An 18,761-nucleotide genomic window follows, 5' to 3' on the forward strand; every position below is an offset into this window, starting at 1 on the left:
GCCGAGAACTACACCAGCGTGTTGGGTAGCCCTGTTCGCCGTGACTCCTCGAACTGTGAGATCGCGTCCTCGTGCTGAAGCGTGGAGTCGATCTGGTCCTGGCCCAGCACGAGGCGACGTCTCGAGTCCGCGTCGATGTCGAACAGGATGACGTCACCGTCGACCTTCACGCATTGTCGGTCCAGATCCACCTCAAGTGTCGTATCGGGGTCGTCTTCGACGGCATCCCACAGCGCTTCGATGTGGTGTGCGCTCAGTTCGATGGCGAGCAAGCCATCGGCGAGCGCGTTTCCTCGGAAGATGTCGCCGAAGCGAGGAGCCATGATCACCCGGAATCCGTAGTCCTGAAGCGCCCACACTGCGTACTCGCGTGACGACCCAGTGCCGAAGTCTCGCCCCGCAATCAGGATCGATGCTGAGGAGTACCGTGGATCATTGAGGACGAAATCCCTCGTGTCGCGCCAGTCGGCGAAGAGCGCATCGGCATGTCCGTCCCGAGTTGTCCTGGTGCAGAATCGAGCGGGGATGATTTGATCGGTATCCACATCGGTGCGTCGGAGAGGGACCGCCGTCCCGCGGTGAACGATGAAGGGAGTCGACGTCACTGTGATCCTGCCTTCCCGAGGTCACTCGGCATCGCCAGTCGGCCCATGATCGCAGTGGCAGCCGCTACAGCTGGCGAGACGAGATGTGTTCGGGATCCCTTACCCTGCCGGCCCTCAAAGTTTCGATTGGTGGTCGAAGCGGCACGCTGTCCCGATGCGAGTCGATCTTCGTTCAACGCCGCGCACAGAGAGCAGCCTGCTCCCGCCCGGAAATCCGCACCCGCCCTCTCGAAGACGTCGGCCAACCCCTCCGTCTCCGCCTGCCGCCGAACCGACGCCGAGCCGGCAACGATGATCATGGTGACAGCGCTGGAGACGCGGCGTCCCGAGAGCACTCGGGCAGCGGCTCGCAAGTCTTCGATCCGTCCGTTCGTGCACGACCCGAGGAACACCGTGTCGATGGTGACGTCGCGCAGTCGAGTACCCGGCCGAAGCTTCATGTAGTCCAGCGCCTGCCGCGCTGCACTTCGCTCCGACTCGCTCGAAAAGTCTTCGGGTGCCGGAACGACGGCGTCTAAAGCCACACTCTGCGATGGGTTCGTCCCCCAGGACACGAACGGGGTGATCGCCGCGGCGTCGATACTCACCTCTGCGTCGAAGATCGCGCCGGGATCGGTTGTCAGTGTTCGCCAATGCTCCCGCTCCGCAGTCCACTGCGCGTCGGTCAGATCGACGCGGGAGCGGAGATAGCGGAAGGTGGTCTCGTCCGGTGCAATGAGTCCCGCTCGAGATCCTGCTTCGACAGACATGTTGCAGAGTGTCATGCGGGACTCCATCGACATCTGCTCAATCGCCTTTCCCCGATACTCGATGGAGTGACCTTGACCACCGGCAGTCCCGATCTGTGCGATGAGCGCCAGCACCAGGTCCTTCGCGGAAACGCCGTCGCCCAACGCGCCGTCAACATTCACCGCCATGTGCTTGAGCGGGCGCATCGGCAATGTCTGAGTGGCCAGCACGTGCTCCACCTGGCTTGCACCGATGCCGAACGCCAGCGCCCCGAACGCGCCGAGCGTCGTTGTGTGCGAGTCGCAGCAGACGATGGTCATTCCGGGACGAACCAGCCCTTGTTCGGGAGCAATGACGTGGACGATTCCTTGTCGATCGTCTCCGAGCCGATGAAGCGGGATTCCGAACTGCGCGCAATTACTGCGCATCAACTCGGATTGACGACGCCCCGATGGGTCGGCGATGCGTCTTCGGATGTCCATCGTCGGCGTGTTGTGGTCCTCTGTACCCAGGGTCAAGTCCGGTCGTCGGACCCGGCGCCCAGCACTCCGTAGCCGATCGAAGGCTTGTGGCGTGTTCACCTCGTGGAGCAGGTGGAGATCGACGTAGAGCAGGCTCTCACCACCCTCGCTCGTCCGAACGACGTGGGAGTCCCAGATCTTCTCAGCCAGTGTTCGCGGCATGCAGTTCATCTCCCACCGATGATTCCGTGGTGCTGACGGATGTCGTAGTCGTCGCCAGGGCGGCCCCGAGCACGTCCGCCGCGATGGCGTCCGCGTCCCGAACGAAGTCCGTCCAGAAACCGGGTCGACTGCTTCCGGCCTGCATGAACCACCGAGTGTGTTCGGTCGGAATGCCGAGGACGTAGATGCCGCGGTCGGCTGAGCCCGTCGACCCGATGGGATGGTAAGGCGATCGTGAGACCGCGACTCCTCCTGTATCGAACGAGTCGCTCCCCGCACAGTTGATGAAGCTCGTGATCACGCCGCGCGAGAGGAGCGATCGGGTGAGCGTCGATGTGTCTGATGAGACGTTCGGAGTCGGAATTCGTGCGTCGATCAACATGGACACGCGCGAGGGGGGACTGCACACGTGAGGTGAATCCATGACGAAACCCGGTGAGTCCTTGCTCACACGAACACGAACGTCCGGCCCCACGATCGTGAGGCTTCCCGCCTCGATGAGCGCGAGTACCTGCCGCACTCGGTGCACCGGCGGACCGGCGGCGAGAAAAGATGCGCGAGGAGCGAACCATGCCAAGAACTCATCTCGGTGGGAACGTGGAGTCAGGCCACCGAAATCTACCAACTCTCGAATACTTGCGCGAGAATCTCGCAGAACCTCGAGTGCCGCTTTCAGTGGCGAGTCGACGTTCCCCTGCACGCTGTGCGAGATGTCTGACCGGATCACTCGGGTCAGGGCCGAGGTGAAGGCCTCGGAAGTGGGGAACTGCCGACCACTGAAAGGTCGTGTCAGCAGATCCAGGTCGAGGGGCGGAAGGTCGGCGATTCCGAAGCGCTCCGCGAATCGGGAGATTCGAGAGGTATCGTCGACGTCCAGCGTTGCGACCGTGCTCGACACGAAAGACCGTGCTGCGTCTGCCCCCGCGTCTCGCCGGATCGCTGTTTCGTAGTAGACGAGCTGCATTTCGGCGTGGAGCCACGGCCAGACATCCTTGGTGAAGGAGAGCGGCGTCGACGACCTGGACAGGACCTTCTCCGGGCGGAAGAGCCGCGGACTGTATCGGAAGTCGGCGTCCTTCTGGTTCTTTCCGCGTCCGAGGACGGGCAGAGAACTCCGCGAACCAGCCACAAGTACGGGTTCGTCGCCACTCGGAATGTAGTCGTAGCTTCCGTCGTCGGTGACGTGGAACCGGCCACCTCGCCCCTCCGTGAGTGCCGCCATGACGTCGTAAAAGGTCAGGCCCAGACCGATGACGCCGACCGTGGAGCCGGGCGGGATGCTGGCCAGCGGCATGTCAGCAGGGGAGTCCCCGCGAAAATATCTCACGGGAGTGCGGGTGTCTGCGTAGGCGGAGTAAGTCCGATGATCGCCGGTCGGAGTAGGACGACCGTGTCCCGTCGTCAACACGACTCGATCCGCTCGAAGTCGCGTTCCGCTCCTCAGGGAGACGGCGTACCCCGAACCACAGGATTCGAGGTCGGTCACCTCGTCCTTTAGGCGTCGCAGCCCGACGGTGTCTGGTAAGTGCCTCTCGATCGCCGTGAGAACGAACTGCATGTACTCGCCGTGGGCTGCGCGCGGAGCGTACGTGAGGTCGTGCGATGCTCCTGGTTGAGAGAGGTCCAGCCATTCGGCGAGGGACGGCCCGGCACCGGGGCGTGGCGGGCCACCATCGGGTCGACCCGAAAACGCCGAGACTTCGCCAGCCGGCGTGTTCATCAAGAAGCACTTCGGCTGATCGACTTTCCACACGCGACCCGTCCCTACGGCTACGGAGTCGATGAGGTCGATCTCGATCCGACCTTCTGGCGGGTCGATGAGCGCCCGAGCCGCGACCCTCTCGAGAACGCTCAGCCCTCGGGGCCCGCTGCCGACAATGACCACTCGAAAGGGCGGCGCCATCGGCGCGGCTGAATGCTGTGCCACACTTCCTCCCTCGTCGCTCACGCAGTCCCCTTCGCTCACGCACAAGAGCAGACGCACGTGCCGACTCTCTTGATGACGATATGTCACGCGCGGCCGATGTCGGCAGAGTATGAGGCTGAGGAACAACACCATGCCCGGTTCTCATAGTGCTTGGATTCGGCTGCCTCTCGTGGTCGAGTATCGGCGTTCGGTTCGGCTGCGGCGAAATGGGGTGAGTGGATGGGCTCGCGTGCACTTCTGATGCTCGATTTCATTAACGAGATCGTGCATGAGGACGGAAAGTACGGCCGCGAGGGCTACGCCGACCAGGTCAGCGCCCGGGAGGTGCTTGAGAACGCCGCTGCTGGCCTCGCACGAGCGCGAGAGCTGAACATCCCTGTCATCCACGTGGTAGTGGGCTTCTCCGAGGGGTATCCGGAGTGGCCAAGCGAATCACCTGTTTTCAGTGGCGCCCGAGCGGATGAGCGGTTGCTGCTCGGGAGTTGGGGAACGCGCTTGCACGACAGGGTGGCCAACATCCGCTCAGAACCCGTCGTTGTGAAGCATCGCATCAGTCCCTTCTACGGAACCGCTCTTGAGGTCCTACTGAGGTCGCTCGCCGTGAAGACGCTCCTTCTTGCTGGTGTCGCGACGGATATGGTCGTTCTCGCCGCGGCGAAGGATGGTCACGATAGAGGCTTCCAAGTGCAAGTTCTTGAAGACGCGACCGCAGCCGATAGCGACGACATGCATAATGCCGCCATTCGCGTGATCCGTCGGTCGGCATCGATCTCGACGGTCTCGGAAGCGCTGGGAAGAGGACGCCAGAAATGAATGCCCGCACGGCCTCACGCTTCCACCGGATCCCGGAGTCACCGACCATCGCGCTGATGGAGCGCGTGAACGCGCTTCGTGCTCAGGGCATCTCTGTGATCGACCTCGGTGCCGGTGAGCCAAGCTTCGACAGCCCGACTCACGTCGTGAGCGCTGCTATCGAAGCACTGCGGGAAGCGCGAACGCACTATGCACCCAGTCGTGGACTCCCAGACCTCCTGACCGCGATTTCTCGGAAGTTGGCGGACGACAACGGTGTCATCGTGCGTGCCGATTCGGAGATCATCGTCACGCCCTCGGCAAAACACGCCCTGTTCGTCTCTCTGATGGCGCTCATCGATCCGGGAGACGAGGTGATCATACCGACGCCCAGCTGGGTCAGCTATGCGTCGATGGTTCGACTTCTTAACGGCGTACCCGTCTTTCTGCCGCTCGACAAGGCGACAGAGTATCGGCTGACATCGGATGCCCTCGAGAAGGTGGTGACTCCCCGTTCTCGGGTGCTGCTCGTCAACACGCCGAACAACCCGACAGGGCACGTCTTGACCAGGGAGGAAGTGGAGACGATCGGGTCGTTTGCGCGGCGACACGATCTCCTCGTCATCGTGGATGAGATCTATGAGCGGCTCGTGTTCGAACCGCACGAGCATGTGAGTGCGGCATCGGTTTCCGGCTACGCCGACCGAGTGCTGACTGTGAATGGTTTCTCAAAGACCTTTGCGATGACGGGATGGAGACTGGGCTACGTTGCTGGGCCCGAAGCCGTTATAGCGGAGGTGGTGAAAGCCCATCAGCATTCCGTCGGGAGCGCAGGCACTTTCGTGCAGGTCGGCGGCGTTGCGGCTCTTGAGGGGCCGCAGCATGAGATCGAGGCCATGCGAGAGGAGTACGCGCGGCGGCAATTCGATGCCGTCAATCGTCTGAACCGGATTCCGGGAGTCCGTTGTCCACTGCCCGAGGGAGGATTTTATTTGTATCCGGACGTGGAGGAGGTCGGCTTCAGTAGTTCGACGGAATGTGCGCACTGGCTACTGGAGACCGCTCGGGTAGCCGTTGTCCCTGGAGACGCGTTCGGACCAGAAGTCGGTGTGCACGTGCGTCTCTCGCTGGCCGGGCCCTCCGAGGCGATCATCGACGGAATCAGGCGAATAGACCGTGCGCTTGTCGAGCGTCGGAACGGGCTCGACAGCGATCTCTCACGTTCGCGCGCCATCACCGAGATGGGGAGGTCGTGACTGTGCGGAGGGTGAAATTCTTCGATACGACTCTCCGTGATGGTGAGCAAGCCCCGGGAAATGCGATGGATCCGGCGGCGAAGGTGCAGCTGGCGCTCGCTATCGAGGGTCTCGGCGTCGATCGGATCGAGACAGGGTTTCCCGCATCGTCGGCCAGCGACTACGAAGCCACACACCTCATCTCCCGTCAGCTGGTGAAAGCGGAGTTCACGAGCTTTTGTCGGGCTGTGCCGTCCGACATCACAACTGCCGTCAGCGCGGGCGGAACTGCTCGACATCAGATCCAGATCGCGGCTACTGGGAGCGATATCCACCTCGAGCACAAGCGCCGGATATCCCGAGCGGAGGGGATTCGGGAGGTCATCGGCTGCATCGAACACGCGCGATCTCTGGGCATCTCCAATGTCTCGGTCGGAATCGAGGACGCGAGCCGAGGACCGGACTCACTGCTTCGAGAGCTGGCTGAGCGTTCGGTTGACGCCGGTGCTCATACGCTCGTTGTCGCAGACACCGCCGGGGCTTTGCTGCCCGGGGAGTATGGACACCTCATTTCGAGGTTCCGGTCATGGGTGCCGCAGTCGGTGATGATCGCGACTCATTGCCATGAGGATTTGGGGCTGTCGACAGCCAACGCGCTTGCGGGGATTCTGGCCGGAGCCGACGAGGTGCAGGTGACTCTCGGAGGCGTAGGGGAACGTGCTGGCAACACTGCGCTGGAGGAGATTGCTGCTCTACTCGCGTACAAGCAAGAGGCGACGGGGTTGTACAGCGATGTGAACCTCGAGCGCATGTACGAGGTGTACACGCTCCTCCGTGATCTCATCTCGCTGGACGAGCCTCGAAACAAGGCCATCTTCGGCACCTACGCGTTCAGCACCGCGGCCGGGATGCACCAGCAAGGGATGCTGCGGAACCCGGCGACCTACGAATTCGTGCAACCCTCGCACTTCGGGCGAGAGCGGGGAATGTTCATCGGACGGCATTCAGGGACCGGCGTGTTGCGGCGTCTCCTCAGCGAACTGCAGATAGAGGTCGATGATCACGCCCTACAGGATCTCTACCGATCACATATCGTGAATCGGAAGGGAGATTGCGAAGACATGTCCGTCGTCAAGGCGAGACTAGCCTCGGAGTTCGGCTCTGCCACTCCGAGTCCCACCTCCATCACTCAGAGCGGAATACGATGACACCGATTTTCACTTTTACCAGTGAGCAGCGTGAAGGCCTCCAGGAGCTCTTCGCGGCAGTACGCACGAGTCCGTACGAGGACCACCGCACCTTCATGAACGAGGTGGGACGCGTCATCGAGCGCGGTCTGGTTCCGAATTACTTCGTCGAGCTGTGCGACCGGATCCGACGGGAGCGGGCGAATGGTGGCGATCAAGCCCACGTGATCCGTGGCTGCCCACTCGACGCGGACCTTCCCGAACTCGATTCCAAGGACCCGGTTGCGGATAAGGTCGCAAAGAAGACGACGTTCGTGGCAGAAGCGTTCATGGCCCTGTTCGGGATTCTCGTGCAGACTCCTTTGCTCTCGTACGGATCTCGGTTCAATGGAGCGTTCTTCGTCGATGTTGTAGCGATCGAGAAGTACAGCGGCATGCAGACGGGCTTCAGCGACAGCGAGCTCGTCTATCACAACGAGCGTACTGCTCATCCGGTCCGCGCCGACTTCATCACACTGCTCGGGATGCGCTCACCCGAGGGTGATTTCATCTACACGGGATTCATCGACGGACGGGATCTTCTAGCGAATCTGTCGGCTGACATGCAGGCGACTCTGAGGGAGCCGCTCTTCATCACTCCGTATGACGTCTTCTCCCGCGACAATAATGGTGCACTGAGCACCTCTGAGGAGCACTCCATCCTCGAGAACGACCACAGTTTTCGTTACCTGGATACCAGTACGACAACCATCCCCACCGCTCCAGAACGAGCCAAGGATGCGCTCCTCGCGCTGAAGAATGCGATGGTCCACGCGCCCAAGACTCGTCACCGTATCGAGACGGGCGACCTTTTTACCTTCGCCAATCAAGACGGACTGCACTGCCGGGACAAGATGGAGATTCACGACGCTGAGCGAGCCCGTCAGCGCTGGTTGCTCAAGACCTATGCTTTCCGGGACCAGGCAGCTGCTGACCGTCATGCAGCCCGATGGATTGATGGGACCCCGGGGCGGGTCGGCGACGGAACGTCAGAGCGGTAGGGGAGCGGCAGAAAAGTTCTCCCTCGTTTCAGGTCACGATCCAGACAAGAAGGAATCAGATGCTCAATCAATCGGAACACTCTGTTCCCGTCCTTTTCCGTACTCTCGCGAACGGTGGGTTCGGGGAGTCCGCGCTCACCTTCGAACCTCTGACGTCCGACGGCCGGTCAGGCGTTGAGATCCACCGCCTGTACACCGCAGCGGAGACCGGGGGAAGCGCGGCGGCAGTTGTGCGGTACCTGCCGGGGGCGACGGCGAAGACCCACCGGCACACTGGCCACGAGTTGATCTATGTCGTGAGTGGCGAACTGGAGACCGAGGCAGGCAGACATCCGGCGGGAAGCCTCCTCAGCCTGTCCCCGGACAGCGTCCACACACCCCGCAGCCCGCTCGGCTGCCTAGCGCTTGTGGTGTGGGAGAAGGCGGTCCAGCCGCTCTAGCGTCCCATCGCCCTTCTACTGCACGATCACGAGAGGACCGACTTTGCCCAACTTTTCTGCATCTCGCACCACGGACTCCATCCGACCTTCAGGCCCACGGCATCGGTGGGTCGTTCTGGGCGTCGGGGTGGCGGCTCAGGCGAGCTTCGCAGCGGCCTTCGCCGGTATCCCGGTGACCGGTACTCTCCTGCGCACCGCCTACCACCTCACGACCGACGAACTCGGCGTCGTGCTCGCAGCAATCCTGCTCGGAGTAGCTGCCTCCGAGATCGTCTGGGGCCTGTTCACCGATATGTTCGGAGACCGGCGGGTCCTTCTCATCGGACTGATCTCGACTGGTCTGGTCTTCGTCGCGATGGCCGTTTTCGTCGTACCGTCGGACACGAACATTCCGTCCGTCTGGCTCCTCGCCGCGTGTCTGCTGCTTGTCGGGCTGTTGGGCGGAAGCGTGAATTCCTCCTCCGGTCGGGCTGTCATGCTCTGGTTCACAGACGGCCAGCGAGGATTCGCGATGAGTGTGCGGCAGACTGCGATCCCGGCCGGCGGCGCGATCGGCGCGGCGCTCCTGCCGTGGTTGGCGGCGTTCTCGGGGTTCCGGGCTGTGTTCCTGGTGCTCGCTGCATTCTGCCTGGCCACGGCCATCGCCACTGCTCGGTGGCTCCGAGAGCCGCGGGAGGAACCGGGCCAGGACGGGCCGGTCGTCGCTGGCGAGGTTGCGCAGGGGCGCTCTCCCCTGGTGCGCTGGGACTGCTGGAGGCTCGCGTTGGCGAGCGCCCTCCTGACCATGCCGCAGATCGCAATCCTCGGCTTCGCCGGAATCTATCTCCACGATGTCAAGCACGCCGACCTCATCGTCATCAGCGCGACCATCCTGGCCGTCCAAGTCGGCGGGGCAGTGCTCCGGGTCTGGTCCGGCAGATATACGGACCGGAAGGGAAACCGGCGACGATTCGTCAAGGTCATTGGAGTGCTCACGGGCGTCTCTCTGCTCGCTGTGGTGAGCCTGTTGTGGGCGCCGACGGTGGTCGTGGCGCTCTCGCTCGTCCTCGCGGGAATCCTCGCGAATTCCTGGCACGGGGTTGCCTACACGGAGATGGCAGTCATGGCGGGGACCAGTCGCGCGGGCGCAGCCCTGGGCCTGGAGAACACGACAGCCTTCACCGGAGCCTTTGTGACGCCCCTGCTGATTCCACTGCTGCTGGCGCTCGGGTCATGGCCGCTGGCGTGGATCGTGATCGCGATCGCACCGCTGGTCGCCGCACCGCTCGTTCCTCGGATGGTCTCAGCGGCGACACCGCGACACGACTAGCGGCCGGGTGACCTGTGCGACGGGCCATCGGCGTTCCGACGGTCTGTCCGGGCGGGCTGGGACGTCGCGCGGCCGGGAGCGACTGGGGCCAGATCGGGACACTCGCGGCCCACGGTGACCCACGCCCTACCTCGTTGAGACAGGTTCGCCGTTGGTCGGCCGCGGCTCTCGACGCGGCGTGAACCGCACTCAGGAGGCGTGGATCAGCTCCGCCTCCTGCGCGAGACGGTAGGTGACGAAGGAGCGGCTGTAGTTGCGACGCTTGCCTCCGGTGGTCTCGGCGATGACGACCTGGGCGTAGACGCCGACGACACGCCAGCGCTCGTAGTCGCCGACCGCGCCCGTGCCGAAGCCGGCTCCGAGTTCGACGGGGGCGGGGGTGTAGCTCTTCATGGTCGGCTCCTTCGAGTCGGACGAGACGGACAAGGCGACGCGCATCGCGCCGCGGGGGAGGAGTTCGGCGGCCGGTCACAGCCCCGAGCGGTGAGAGACAGGGATCGGAGCGTTCCCTCGCAGGCCGTTCCCGTGTCCCTAAAACTACGGCAGGAGGAGCAATTTCCCGTCCCTCTAGCGGGGGGTACGGCTGCGGAGAGACTCTCGCTGTCCTACCCGTCTCGAAACACTTCTCGGTCCTCCGCCCCGCCTCCCTCCGGATCCGCCTCCCTCGACGGTCCCGCCTCCGGAACCGCGAAGGGCCCGCCGTCCGAAGACGACGGGCCCTTCGCGGCGGGGGCGGCGAGGGTCAGCCGCCGACGGTCGGCGTACTCGTGGTGACCTCGTTGGTCGTCGCGAGCGTGCCCAGGTAGAGTTCGATGACCTTCGGGTCGTTCATCAGCTCCCGGCCTGCACCCTCGTAGGCGTCGCGGCCCTGGTCGAGGACGTAGCCGCGGTCGCAGATCTGCAGTGCTCGCCGGGCGTTCTGCTCGACAATCATGATCGAGACGCCGGCGCGGTTGATCCGCTGCACGTTGACGAAGGTCTCGTCCTGCCGCATCGGCGACAGACCGGCGCTGGGCTCGTCGAGCAGCAGCATCGACGGATCCATCATCAGCGCGCGCGACATCGCCACCATCTGGCGCTCACCGCCCGACAGCGACCCCGAGCGCTGCTTGAGCCGCTTGCTGAGCTCGGGGAAGAGCTCGGTGACGAATTCGAGCCGCTCCTTGTACAGCTTCGGCTTCTGGTACATGCCCATCTCGAGGTTCTCCTCGATGGTGAGCGACGGGAAGACGTTGTTGTTCTGCGGCACGAACCCGACGCCCTTGGACACGAGCTTGTCGGCCTTCTGCCCGGTGATGTCCTCGCCGTTGAGCAGAACGGTGCCCTGGCGAATGTTCACGAGGCCGAACATCGCCTTCAGCAGCGTCGACTTCCCCGCGCCGTTCGGGCCGATGATGCCGACGAGCTCTCCGCGCTTCACATAGACGTTCGAACCGTTCAGAATGTTGACTCCCGGGACGTAGCCGGCATGCAGATCATGCGTCTCGAGGGTGTTCGGAGTCGTCGTATCGGCGGTCATTTCTCGTCCTTCTCGAATTCGACAGTGGGAGAGTCCGTCGTCGGGGCGACGGATGTCGGTGCGGACGCCGATCCGACTGTCGGAGTGTCGTGGCCCGGCGTCGCAATACCTGCCTGCTCCGCTCGCCGCTCCACGTCCTGACGGACGAGGTCGGAGTCCATCTCCTCAGCGATCTCGAGTTGGCCCTCGATCGTGCCGAGGTCGGTGTCGTGGTGAGCACCCAGGTAGGCGTCGATCACAGCCGGGTCGTTCATCACAGAGGAGGGCGGACCCTCGGCGACGACCTTGCCCTCGGCCATCACGATCACCCAGTCGGCGATCGTGTTGACCATGTGCATGTCGTGCTCAACGAAGAGCACGGTCATGCCCTCGTCTTTCAGGTTCACGATGTGGCCCAGGAGCGACTGGGTCAGCGCCGGATTCACGCCAGCCATCGGCTCGTCCAGCATGACCAGTTCGGGCTCCGACATCAGCGCGCGCGCCATCTCGAGCAGCTTTTTCTGGCCGCCCGACAGGCTCGACGCATAATCGTCCCGCTTGGTGTCGAGCTTGAACTTCTCGAGCAGGCGGATCGCGCGCTGCTCGATCGAGTCCTCCTCCTTCGACCACAGCGGGCGGATGAGCGAGGTGAAGATGTTCTCGCCCTTCTGCCCCTTCGCGCCGAGCAGCATGTTCTCGAGTACCGTCATGCCGCCCAGCGCCTTGGTGAGCTGGAAGGTGCGCACCATGCCCATCCGCGACACACGGTAGGCCGGGACGTTGGCGAGGTTCTTCCCCTTGAAGTTCCACTTGCCGGTGTTGGGCTTGTCGAAGCCCGTCAGCAGGTTGAAGAACGTGGTCTTGCCGGCCCCGTTCGGGCCGATCAGGGCGGTGATGGATCCGCGGGGGATCTCGAGGTGGGCGACGTCGACCGCAGTCAGACCGCCGAAGCGGCGGCTGACGTTGTCGGCGACGACAATGGGGTCCTTCTTCTTGACCCCGGGGACGATTGTTTCCTCGGTGATGTCCGAGACCGGCGTCTTAGGCAAAGTGCAGATCCTTCTTCTTGCCGAAGATCCCCTGGGGTCTGAAGATCACCAGGAGCATGAGGGCTACCCCCACTACGACGAACCGGATGGGTCCGGTCTGCACGGTAGTGAGGCGGATGAGGTCGTTGTTGAGGACCCCGGTGTCGATCCCGAGCGTGAGGAGTCCGTCGGTCAGACCGAGGACGACCCAGAAGATGATCGAGCCGACGACGGGTCCGAAGACCGTCGCGGCGCCGCCCAGCAGCATGATCGTGTAAAGGAAGAACGTGAGCTGGGTACCGTAATTGTCGGGTTGCAGGGAGCGGGGGAGGATGAACAGCGCTCCGGCGAGACCGCCCAGCACTCCGCCCAGAATGAGCGCCTGGATCTTGTACGAGAAGACGTTCTTGCCGAGCGAGCGCACCGCGTCCTCATCCTCGCGAATTCCCTTGATGACGCGACCCCAGGGGCTGCGCATCAGGAGGAAGACCAGGAGGCAGGCCAGGAGCACGAGGCCCCAGCCGACGATCCGCACCCACCACTGGTCCTGGCTGTACGTGAGAACGCCAATACCCCACCGGCCCTCCGGCAGCGGGTTGAGGTCGTTGAACGCCTTCGCCGCGCCGTTGATGCCCTCGGAGCCTCCGGTGATCGCCGAGAACTCGGGTGTCTTGACCGAGAGCCGGATGATCTCCGCCGCCGCAATCGTCACGATCGAGAGGTAGTCGGCCCGGAGCCGGAGCGTCGGGATTCCGAGAATGAGGGCGAAGACGGTCGCCGCAACGATCGTCGCGAGGAAGGAGCCCCAGACGGGCCATTCGAATTTCACCGAGGTGATGGCGAAGGCGTATCCGCCCACCGCCATGAAGCCGGCCTGTCCGAAGTTGAGCAGCCCCGTGAATCCGAAGTGGATGACCAGGCCGATGGTCGCCAGCGCGTACGCGGCGACGGTGGGATCGACGATCTGCCCGATCGCCAGCCAGATGAAGTTGAGGTTCATGGTGTCCTAGCCGATCCGTTCCTTGCGGCCCAGGATTCCCTGCGGCCTGACCAGAAGGATGATGATCATGAGGATGAGAGGAGCCACGTACTTGAGGTTCTCCGGGATCCAGATCGTCGAGATGTTCATCATCAGACCGATGATGAGCGAGCCGACCAGCGCTCCGTAGGCGGAGCCGAGTCCGCCGAGCGTGATCGCCGCGAAGATCAGCAGCAGGATCGACGCTCCGGTATCCCAGCGCAGCGACTGGTAGTAGCCGATGTACACGCCCGCCAGTGCAGCGAGAGCCCCCGACATCACCCAGACGACGCGGATGACGCGCTCCACGTTGATACCCGAGGCGGAGGCGAGGGCCCGGTTGTCCGAAACCGCTCGCATCGCTTTGCCGATCTTCGTCTTCGTAAGGACGTAAGCGACTCCGACGATGCAGACGACGCCGATGACAGCTCCCACGATGTCGGTGAACTTCAGGCTGATCCCCAGCTCCGGCACCGTGAAGAACGGGGCGGTGCTGTTGGGCAACGAGAGGCGGTCGGCCCCGAAGAAGAACACGAACACGTAGCGCAGCGCGAGCGAGAGGCCGATGGTCACGATCATCAGCGGAATGAGCTGGATGCCCTTTTTCCGCAGCGGCTTCCAGAGCAGTCCGTCCTGAACGAAGCCGAAGGCCCCGCCGAGGATCACCGCGATCGGAATGGCCAGCAGCGCCGGGAGACCGAAGACACCGGAGAGAAGGTATGCCATCAGAGCACCGAAGGTGACCAGCTCGCCGTGCGCGAAATTGTTCAGCCCGGTCACGCCGTAGATCAGGGAGGCTCCGATCGCCGCGAGAGCGATCAGGAGTCCGAAGATCAGGCCGGTGACGACCTTGGGCCAGAAGATAATCCAGAAGGTGTCGGCCGACACCGGCTGGTTCACGGCGTTGGAGGTCCCGTCGGGGTTCGTCGCGTCGTTCCCGGTCGTACCCTCGGTTGCGGGGCTCGTCGGAGCGGCGGAATCCGTCGGCACGGGGACGCTCGCCCCGGTGCCCTTCGGGTTGGCGGTCGAGACGATGAAATTCACGATCTGGTTCTGCGAGGCGACAATCTTCACCTGCTTCGGGTTCTGACCCGCGGCGGGGTAGCCCTTGTCGGCGGGCAGGGTCTCCTCATCCACGGTCACGGTGTAGGTCCCAGCAGCGTCGAGGGGGAACGTGGCCCGGCCGTCCTCGCCGGTGGTCACGGTCGCGGAGGCGTCGCCGCCGATCTCGACGCTCACCCCCGCCAGGTTCTCGTTCGTCCCCTGCACGCGGACCCAGGCGATGATCGACTGGTCGGCGGTAGTGGCGGCGAGTGCGGCGGGGGCCGCCGCGGCGATCCCGGTCAGGGTCGCGGCGAGCAGGCCCAGGGCCAGTAGCCGGTCGCGGAGCCTCTGGCGTCTCCTATCCACGGGGAGCCTCCCGGTCCGTCGGATGCAGGGTCGTCGAGCGCTGGCGGCGCGTCGAACGGCTGGCTGTGAGCAAGACGTCTACCTCTCGTCAGGGTGCACAGACGGATGGGGTCTCCGGGCACGCCCGAATCGCCGTCGTCAAACAACGTTGGTTGACCATACGTTCCGCATGTGTCGGCGGTGTTTCACCGTCCGCACGTACGCGTGACGACATTATGAGGGACAGGAGAGCGCTCCAGCGTCCGAGCGTGTCCCCTCGGGCCCTCCGGTGAGTGAGGAGCGCGGGTCGCGCGGCGCTTAAGATCGAACAACCGTGGTGCTCGGGAGGGACCCCCGTCCCTCTCCGGGCTCCCGCACTCGACCTGCTAAAGGGGCATTGATGGACCAGCCGGATCCCTTCGGATTCCTCGGACTCACCTACGACGACGTCATGCTCCTTCCCGGGCACACCGACGTCATCCCGAGCGAGGCGGACACCGCCTCCCGGCTCACCACGCGCATCAGCGTGGCGACTCCGCTGCTCTCGGCGGCGATGGATACCGTCACTGAGGCGCGCATGGCGATTGCGATGGCGCGTCAGGGCGGTCTCGGCGTCCTGCACCGCAATCTCTCCATCGCCGATCAGGCTGACCAGGTCGATCGCGTGAAGCGCAGCGAGTCGGGCATGGTCTCGAACCCTGTCACGACGACTCCGGACGCCACCGTCGCCCAGGTTGACGAGCTCTGCGGGCAGTACCGGATCAGCGGCCTCCCCGTCGTCGACTCGACCGGCGTCCTGGTGGGCATCATCACCAACCGCGACATGCGCTTCGTGTCACCGTTCGAGAAGGCGACCACGCTCGTGCGCGACGTGATGACCAGCTCCGGCCTGATCACCGGACGCGTCGGCATCCCCGACAGCGAGGTCATCGCGCTCTTCGCGCAGCACAAGATCGAGAAGCTGCCCCTCGTCGACGCGCAGGGCAAGCTCGCCGGCCTCATCACGGTCAAGGACTTCGACAAGTCGGAGCAGTACCCCAACGCCACGAAGGACGACGAGGGCCGCCTCCGGGTCGGCGCCGCGATCGGCTTCTTCGGTGACGCCTGGCAGCGCGCGACCGCTCTGCTCGATGCGGGAGTCGACGTGATCGTCGTCGACACCGCGAACGGTGACTCCGCAGGCGTGCTCGACATCATCCGGCGCCTCAAGTCCGACTCCGCGTTCGCCGGCGTCGATGTCATCGGCGGCAACGTCGCCACTCGTTCCGGCGCTCAGGCCCTCGTCGACGCGGGTGCCGACGCCATCAAGGTCGGAGTCGGACCCGGCTCGATCTGCACCACCCGCGTCGTCGCCGGCGTCGGCGTGCCGCAGGTCACCGCGGTCTACGAGGCGTCCCTCGCCGCACGCGAGTCCGGAGTCCCGGTGATCGCCGACGGCGGCCTCCAGTACTCCGGCGACATCGCGAAGGCGCTCGTCGCCGGCGCCGACACCGTCATGCTCGGCTCGCTCCTCGCGGGCTGCGAGGAGAGCCCCGGCGACCTCGTGTTCCAGAATGGGAAGCAGTTCAAGACCTACCGCGGCATGGGTTCCCTCGGCGCGTTGCAGACCCGCGGCGAGCGCACCTCCTACTCGAAGGACCGCTACTTCCAGTCCGACGTCCCCACCGACGACAAGCTGATCGCCGAGGGCATCGAGGGCCAGGTGCCCTACCGCGGCCCGCTCGCCAACGTGGCGTACCAGCTCGCCGGGGGACTGCGCCAGTCGATGTTCTACGTCGGAGCGCGCACCATCCCCGAGCTGAAGGCGCGCGGAAAGTTCGTCCGGATCACGGCGGCGGGGCTCAAGGAGTCGCACCCGCACGACGTGCAGATGGTGGTAGAGGCGCCGAACTACCGGCGCTGAGGGGTCTGGTGGGGTCTGGTGGGGGCCGGCGGCGGGTCGGGATCGCGGCCCCTCTGCCCGAGGGGCCTTCGGCCCCTACGCCCACCACGCCGGAGGGGCCGCGATCCCGACCCACCGCCTCCCTCCGGGGGCGAGCGTCGGTCTTTGGCTGGCGGCCGGGGACGGCAGCGCGAGCGGCGCGGGGGCGCCGCCGCGACTGCGGGTGGGCCGTGTCCGCCGCCTTGTGAACGGGGCGACACGGCAGTCCTCCTGCAGGGGAGGAGCGGTGACCGGCGATTTGCGTGCGAGCGGATCGTCGTGGCGCGGGCGCACCCCGCTCTGTGGGATGGAACCGCTCGCCCGGGCCGACCGCGGGCGAGCGAGGAGCGAGCCACAATAGGCACATCGGAGCGGTGACCGGCGATCCGCGTGTGAGCGGATCGTCGTGGCGCGGGCGCACCCCGCTCTGTGGGACGGAACCGCTCGCCCGGGCCGACGGCGGGCGAGCGACGAGCGGAGCGAGGAGCGAGCCACAGGTAAACTGCGCGTCATGGAGATCGAGATCGGGCGCGCCAAGCGCGCCCGCCGCGCTTACGCCTTCGACGACATCGCCGTCGTCCCGAGCCGGCGCACGCGTGACCCCGAGGTCGTGTCGGTGAAGTGGTCGATCGACGCGTACCAGTTCGCGACACCGATTCTCGCGGCGCCGATGGATTCGGTGGTGTCGCCGGCGACGGCGATCCGGCTCGGGCGCTTGGGGGCTCTGGGCGTCCTCGACCTTGAGGGCCTGTGGACGCGGTACGAGGACCCGGAGCCGCTGCTCGCGGAGATCCGGCAGCTGCCCGCTGAGTCGGCGACGCAGCGGATGCAGGAAATCTACTCCGCACCCATTCGCCCCGAGCTGGTTACCGCGCGTCTGGCCGAGATTCGTGCGGCGGGCGTCACCGTCGCCGGAGCGCTGTCACCGCAGCGGACCGCGGAGCTGCACCAGAGCGTCGTCGACGCCGGTGTCGACGTGTTCGTCATCCGTGGCACGACCGTCTCGGCCGAACACGTCTCGCGCGACACGGAGCCGTTGAATCTCAAGAAGTTCATCTACGAGCTGGACGTGCCCGTCATCGTCGGCGGTGCGTCCACCTACACTGCGGCCCTGCACCTGATGCGCACCGGGGCGGCGGGCGTCTTGGTCGGCTTCGGGGGCGGTGCCGCGTCCACGACCCGCACCACTCTCGGCATTCAAGCTCCCATGGCGACCGCGGTCGCCGACGTCGCCGGCGCTCGCCGCGACTACCTCGACGAGTCGGGCGGACGCTACGTGCATGTCATCGCGGACGGCGGCCTCGGCACCTCCGGTGACATCGTGAAGGCGGTCGCGGTGGGAGCTGACGCCGTCATGCTCGGCTCCGCACTCGCCCGCGCGACCGACGCTCCCGGCGGGGGCTGGCACTGGGGAGCGGAGGCGCACCACCCGCAGCTCCCGCGCGGCCGCCGCGTCGAGGTCGGCACCGTCGGCACCCTCGAGCAGGTCCTCTACGGCCCCGCCACCGGCGCGGACGGCACCGCGAACCTGATCGGTGCCCTCCGCCGCTCGATGGCAACCACCGGCTACTCCGACCTGAAGGAGTTCCAGCGCGTCGAGGTCGTCGTAGCCCCCTACCAGCCCAGCTGACGCTCACCGAGCGAGGGAACCCCGGACCGTCGAGGCCGCCACGTGTGAAGTCTCGGGACATGGGTGACGGTTCTGTCTCAGGACATCGGTGACGGTTTGGCGGATTTGGTGGTGACGGTTCTTTCGGTCGTGATCGTGGGATGGCTGCTGTCACCCCGATCTCCTCGTCCGTTCGTCTCGCTATCGTTCAGTGGCCACAGGACGCTCCGCGGGGCGCGGTGACAGCGTTCTGCGCGGAGTGCGGGATCAGCCGGAAATCGTTTTACGCGATCCGCGCGCATGCTCGGGACGAGGGCCCGGTCCAGGCGCTCGCCCCGCGCTCGCGTCGAC

Annotated in this window: 16 protein-coding genes and 1 pseudogene; 9 read left to right on the forward strand and 8 right to left on the reverse strand. The window is 65.0% G+C overall.

Annotated elements, in window-relative coordinates:
* Positions 1-8: 8 nt before the first annotated feature.
* Genes leuD through A6122_RS03280 form a run of 3 tightly spaced genes read right to left on the reverse strand, consistent with a single transcriptional unit; the run spans position 9 to position 3,965 of the window.
* Positions 9-605 (reverse strand): 3-isopropylmalate dehydratase small subunit, encoded by a 597-nt coding sequence (gene leuD / locus A6122_RS03270; RefSeq protein WP_068251584.1) that lies wholly within the window; start codon positions 603-605, stop codon positions 9-11.
* Complete coding sequence (gene leuC / locus A6122_RS03275) at positions 602-2,017, reverse strand: 3-isopropylmalate dehydratase large subunit (protein WP_068251588.1); 1,416 nt, start codon at positions 2,015-2,017, stop codon at positions 602-604. The genes leuD and leuC overlap by 4 nt, the downstream gene beginning before the upstream one ends.
* Complete coding sequence (locus tag A6122_RS03280; RefSeq protein WP_167542336.1) at positions 1,998-3,965, reverse strand: FAD/NAD(P)-binding protein; 1,968 nt, start codon at positions 3,963-3,965, stop codon at positions 1,998-2,000. The genes leuC and A6122_RS03280 overlap by 20 nt, the downstream gene beginning before the upstream one ends.
* A gap of 219 nt (positions 3,966-4,184) precedes the next feature.
* Between A6122_RS03280 and A6122_RS03285 the strand changes: the two genes are divergently transcribed.
* From A6122_RS03285 to A6122_RS03310, 6 genes are all read left to right on the forward strand, one after another.
* Positions 4,185-4,757 (forward strand): cysteine hydrolase family protein, encoded by a 573-nt coding sequence (locus tag A6122_RS03285; protein WP_167542337.1) that lies wholly within the window; start codon positions 4,185-4,187, stop codon positions 4,755-4,757.
* The gene (locus A6122_RS03290) at positions 4,754-5,992 is read left to right on the forward strand and encodes a pyridoxal phosphate-dependent aminotransferase (RefSeq protein WP_068251596.1); all 1,239 of its coding nucleotides are present in this window, start codon (positions 4,754-4,756) and stop codon (positions 5,990-5,992) included. Before A6122_RS03285 ends, A6122_RS03290 begins: the two co-directional genes overlap by 4 nt.
* Positions 5,993-6,003: 11 nt before the next feature.
* Complete coding sequence (locus A6122_RS03295) at positions 6,004-7,179, forward strand: LeuA family protein (protein ID WP_167542313.1); 1,176 nt, start codon at positions 6,004-6,006, stop codon at positions 7,177-7,179.
* Positions 7,176-8,198 carry a TauD/TfdA family dioxygenase gene (locus A6122_RS03300; RefSeq protein WP_068251602.1) on the forward strand — a complete coding sequence of 341 codons (1,023 nt, stop codon included), beginning with the start codon at positions 7,176-7,178 and terminating at the stop codon, positions 8,196-8,198. Before A6122_RS03295 ends, A6122_RS03300 begins: the two co-directional genes overlap by 4 nt.
* A 59-nt stretch (positions 8,199-8,257) precedes the next feature.
* Entirely contained in the window at positions 8,258-8,638 is a 381-nt protein-coding gene (locus tag A6122_RS17655) for a cupin domain-containing protein (RefSeq protein WP_068251605.1), read from the forward strand.
* Between the two features lie 127 nt (positions 8,639-8,765).
* Positions 8,766-9,947, forward strand: coding sequence for an MFS transporter (locus tag A6122_RS03310; protein ID WP_257722311.1), 1,182 nt, complete (start codon positions 8,766-8,768; stop codon positions 9,945-9,947).
* Positions 9,948-10,136: 189 nt separating this feature from the next.
* On the opposite strand, the gene A6122_RS03315 is transcribed toward A6122_RS03310, so the two are convergent.
* From A6122_RS03315 to A6122_RS03335, 5 genes are all read right to left on the reverse strand, one after another.
* Entirely contained in the window at positions 10,137-10,340 is a 204-nt protein-coding gene (locus tag A6122_RS03315; protein ID WP_146076770.1) for a hypothetical protein, read from the reverse strand.
* 349 nt (positions 10,341-10,689) lie between these two features.
* The gene (locus A6122_RS03320) at positions 10,690-11,466 is read right to left on the reverse strand and encodes an ABC transporter ATP-binding protein (RefSeq protein WP_068251614.1); all 777 of its coding nucleotides are present in this window, start codon (positions 11,464-11,466) and stop codon (positions 10,690-10,692) included.
* Complete coding sequence (locus A6122_RS03325) at positions 11,463-12,494, reverse strand: ABC transporter ATP-binding protein (RefSeq protein WP_084415783.1); 1,032 nt, start codon at positions 12,492-12,494, stop codon at positions 11,463-11,465. The genes A6122_RS03320 and A6122_RS03325 overlap by 4 nt, the downstream gene beginning before the upstream one ends.
* Complete coding sequence (locus A6122_RS03330; protein ID WP_068251617.1) at positions 12,487-13,473, reverse strand: branched-chain amino acid ABC transporter permease; 987 nt, start codon at positions 13,471-13,473, stop codon at positions 12,487-12,489. Before A6122_RS03330 ends, A6122_RS03325 begins: the two co-directional genes overlap by 8 nt.
* Before the next feature lie 6 nt (positions 13,474-13,479).
* A complete protein-coding gene (locus A6122_RS03335; RefSeq protein WP_084415784.1) occupies positions 13,480-14,901 on the reverse strand; it encodes an ABC transporter permease subunit in 1,422 nt (473 codons plus the stop codon).
* Positions 14,902-15,280: 379 nt separating this feature from the next.
* On the opposite strand from A6122_RS03335, the gene guaB reads away from it, so the two are divergent.
* The 3 genes and pseudogenes from guaB to A6122_RS17820 all read left to right on the forward strand — a co-directional run.
* Positions 15,281-16,783, forward strand: coding sequence for an IMP dehydrogenase (guaB, locus tag A6122_RS03340; RefSeq protein WP_068251623.1), 1,503 nt, complete (start codon positions 15,281-15,283; stop codon positions 16,781-16,783).
* A 529-nt stretch (positions 16,784-17,312) separates the two neighbouring features.
* Positions 17,313-18,431 carry a GuaB3 family IMP dehydrogenase-related protein gene (locus tag A6122_RS03345; protein WP_068251625.1) on the forward strand — a complete coding sequence of 373 codons (1,119 nt, stop codon included), beginning with the start codon at positions 17,313-17,315 and terminating at the stop codon, positions 18,429-18,431.
* 140 nt (positions 18,432-18,571) lie between these two features.
* Positions 18,572-18,754 (forward strand): annotated as a pseudogene (locus A6122_RS17820) (IS481 family transposase); the annotation flags it as partial.
* Positions 18,755-18,761 lie beyond the last annotated feature (7 nt).

It is taken from the genome of Rathayibacter tritici, from assembly GCF_001641005.1.
Lineage (GTDB): Bacteria > Actinomycetota > Actinomycetes > Actinomycetales > Microbacteriaceae > Rathayibacter > Rathayibacter tritici.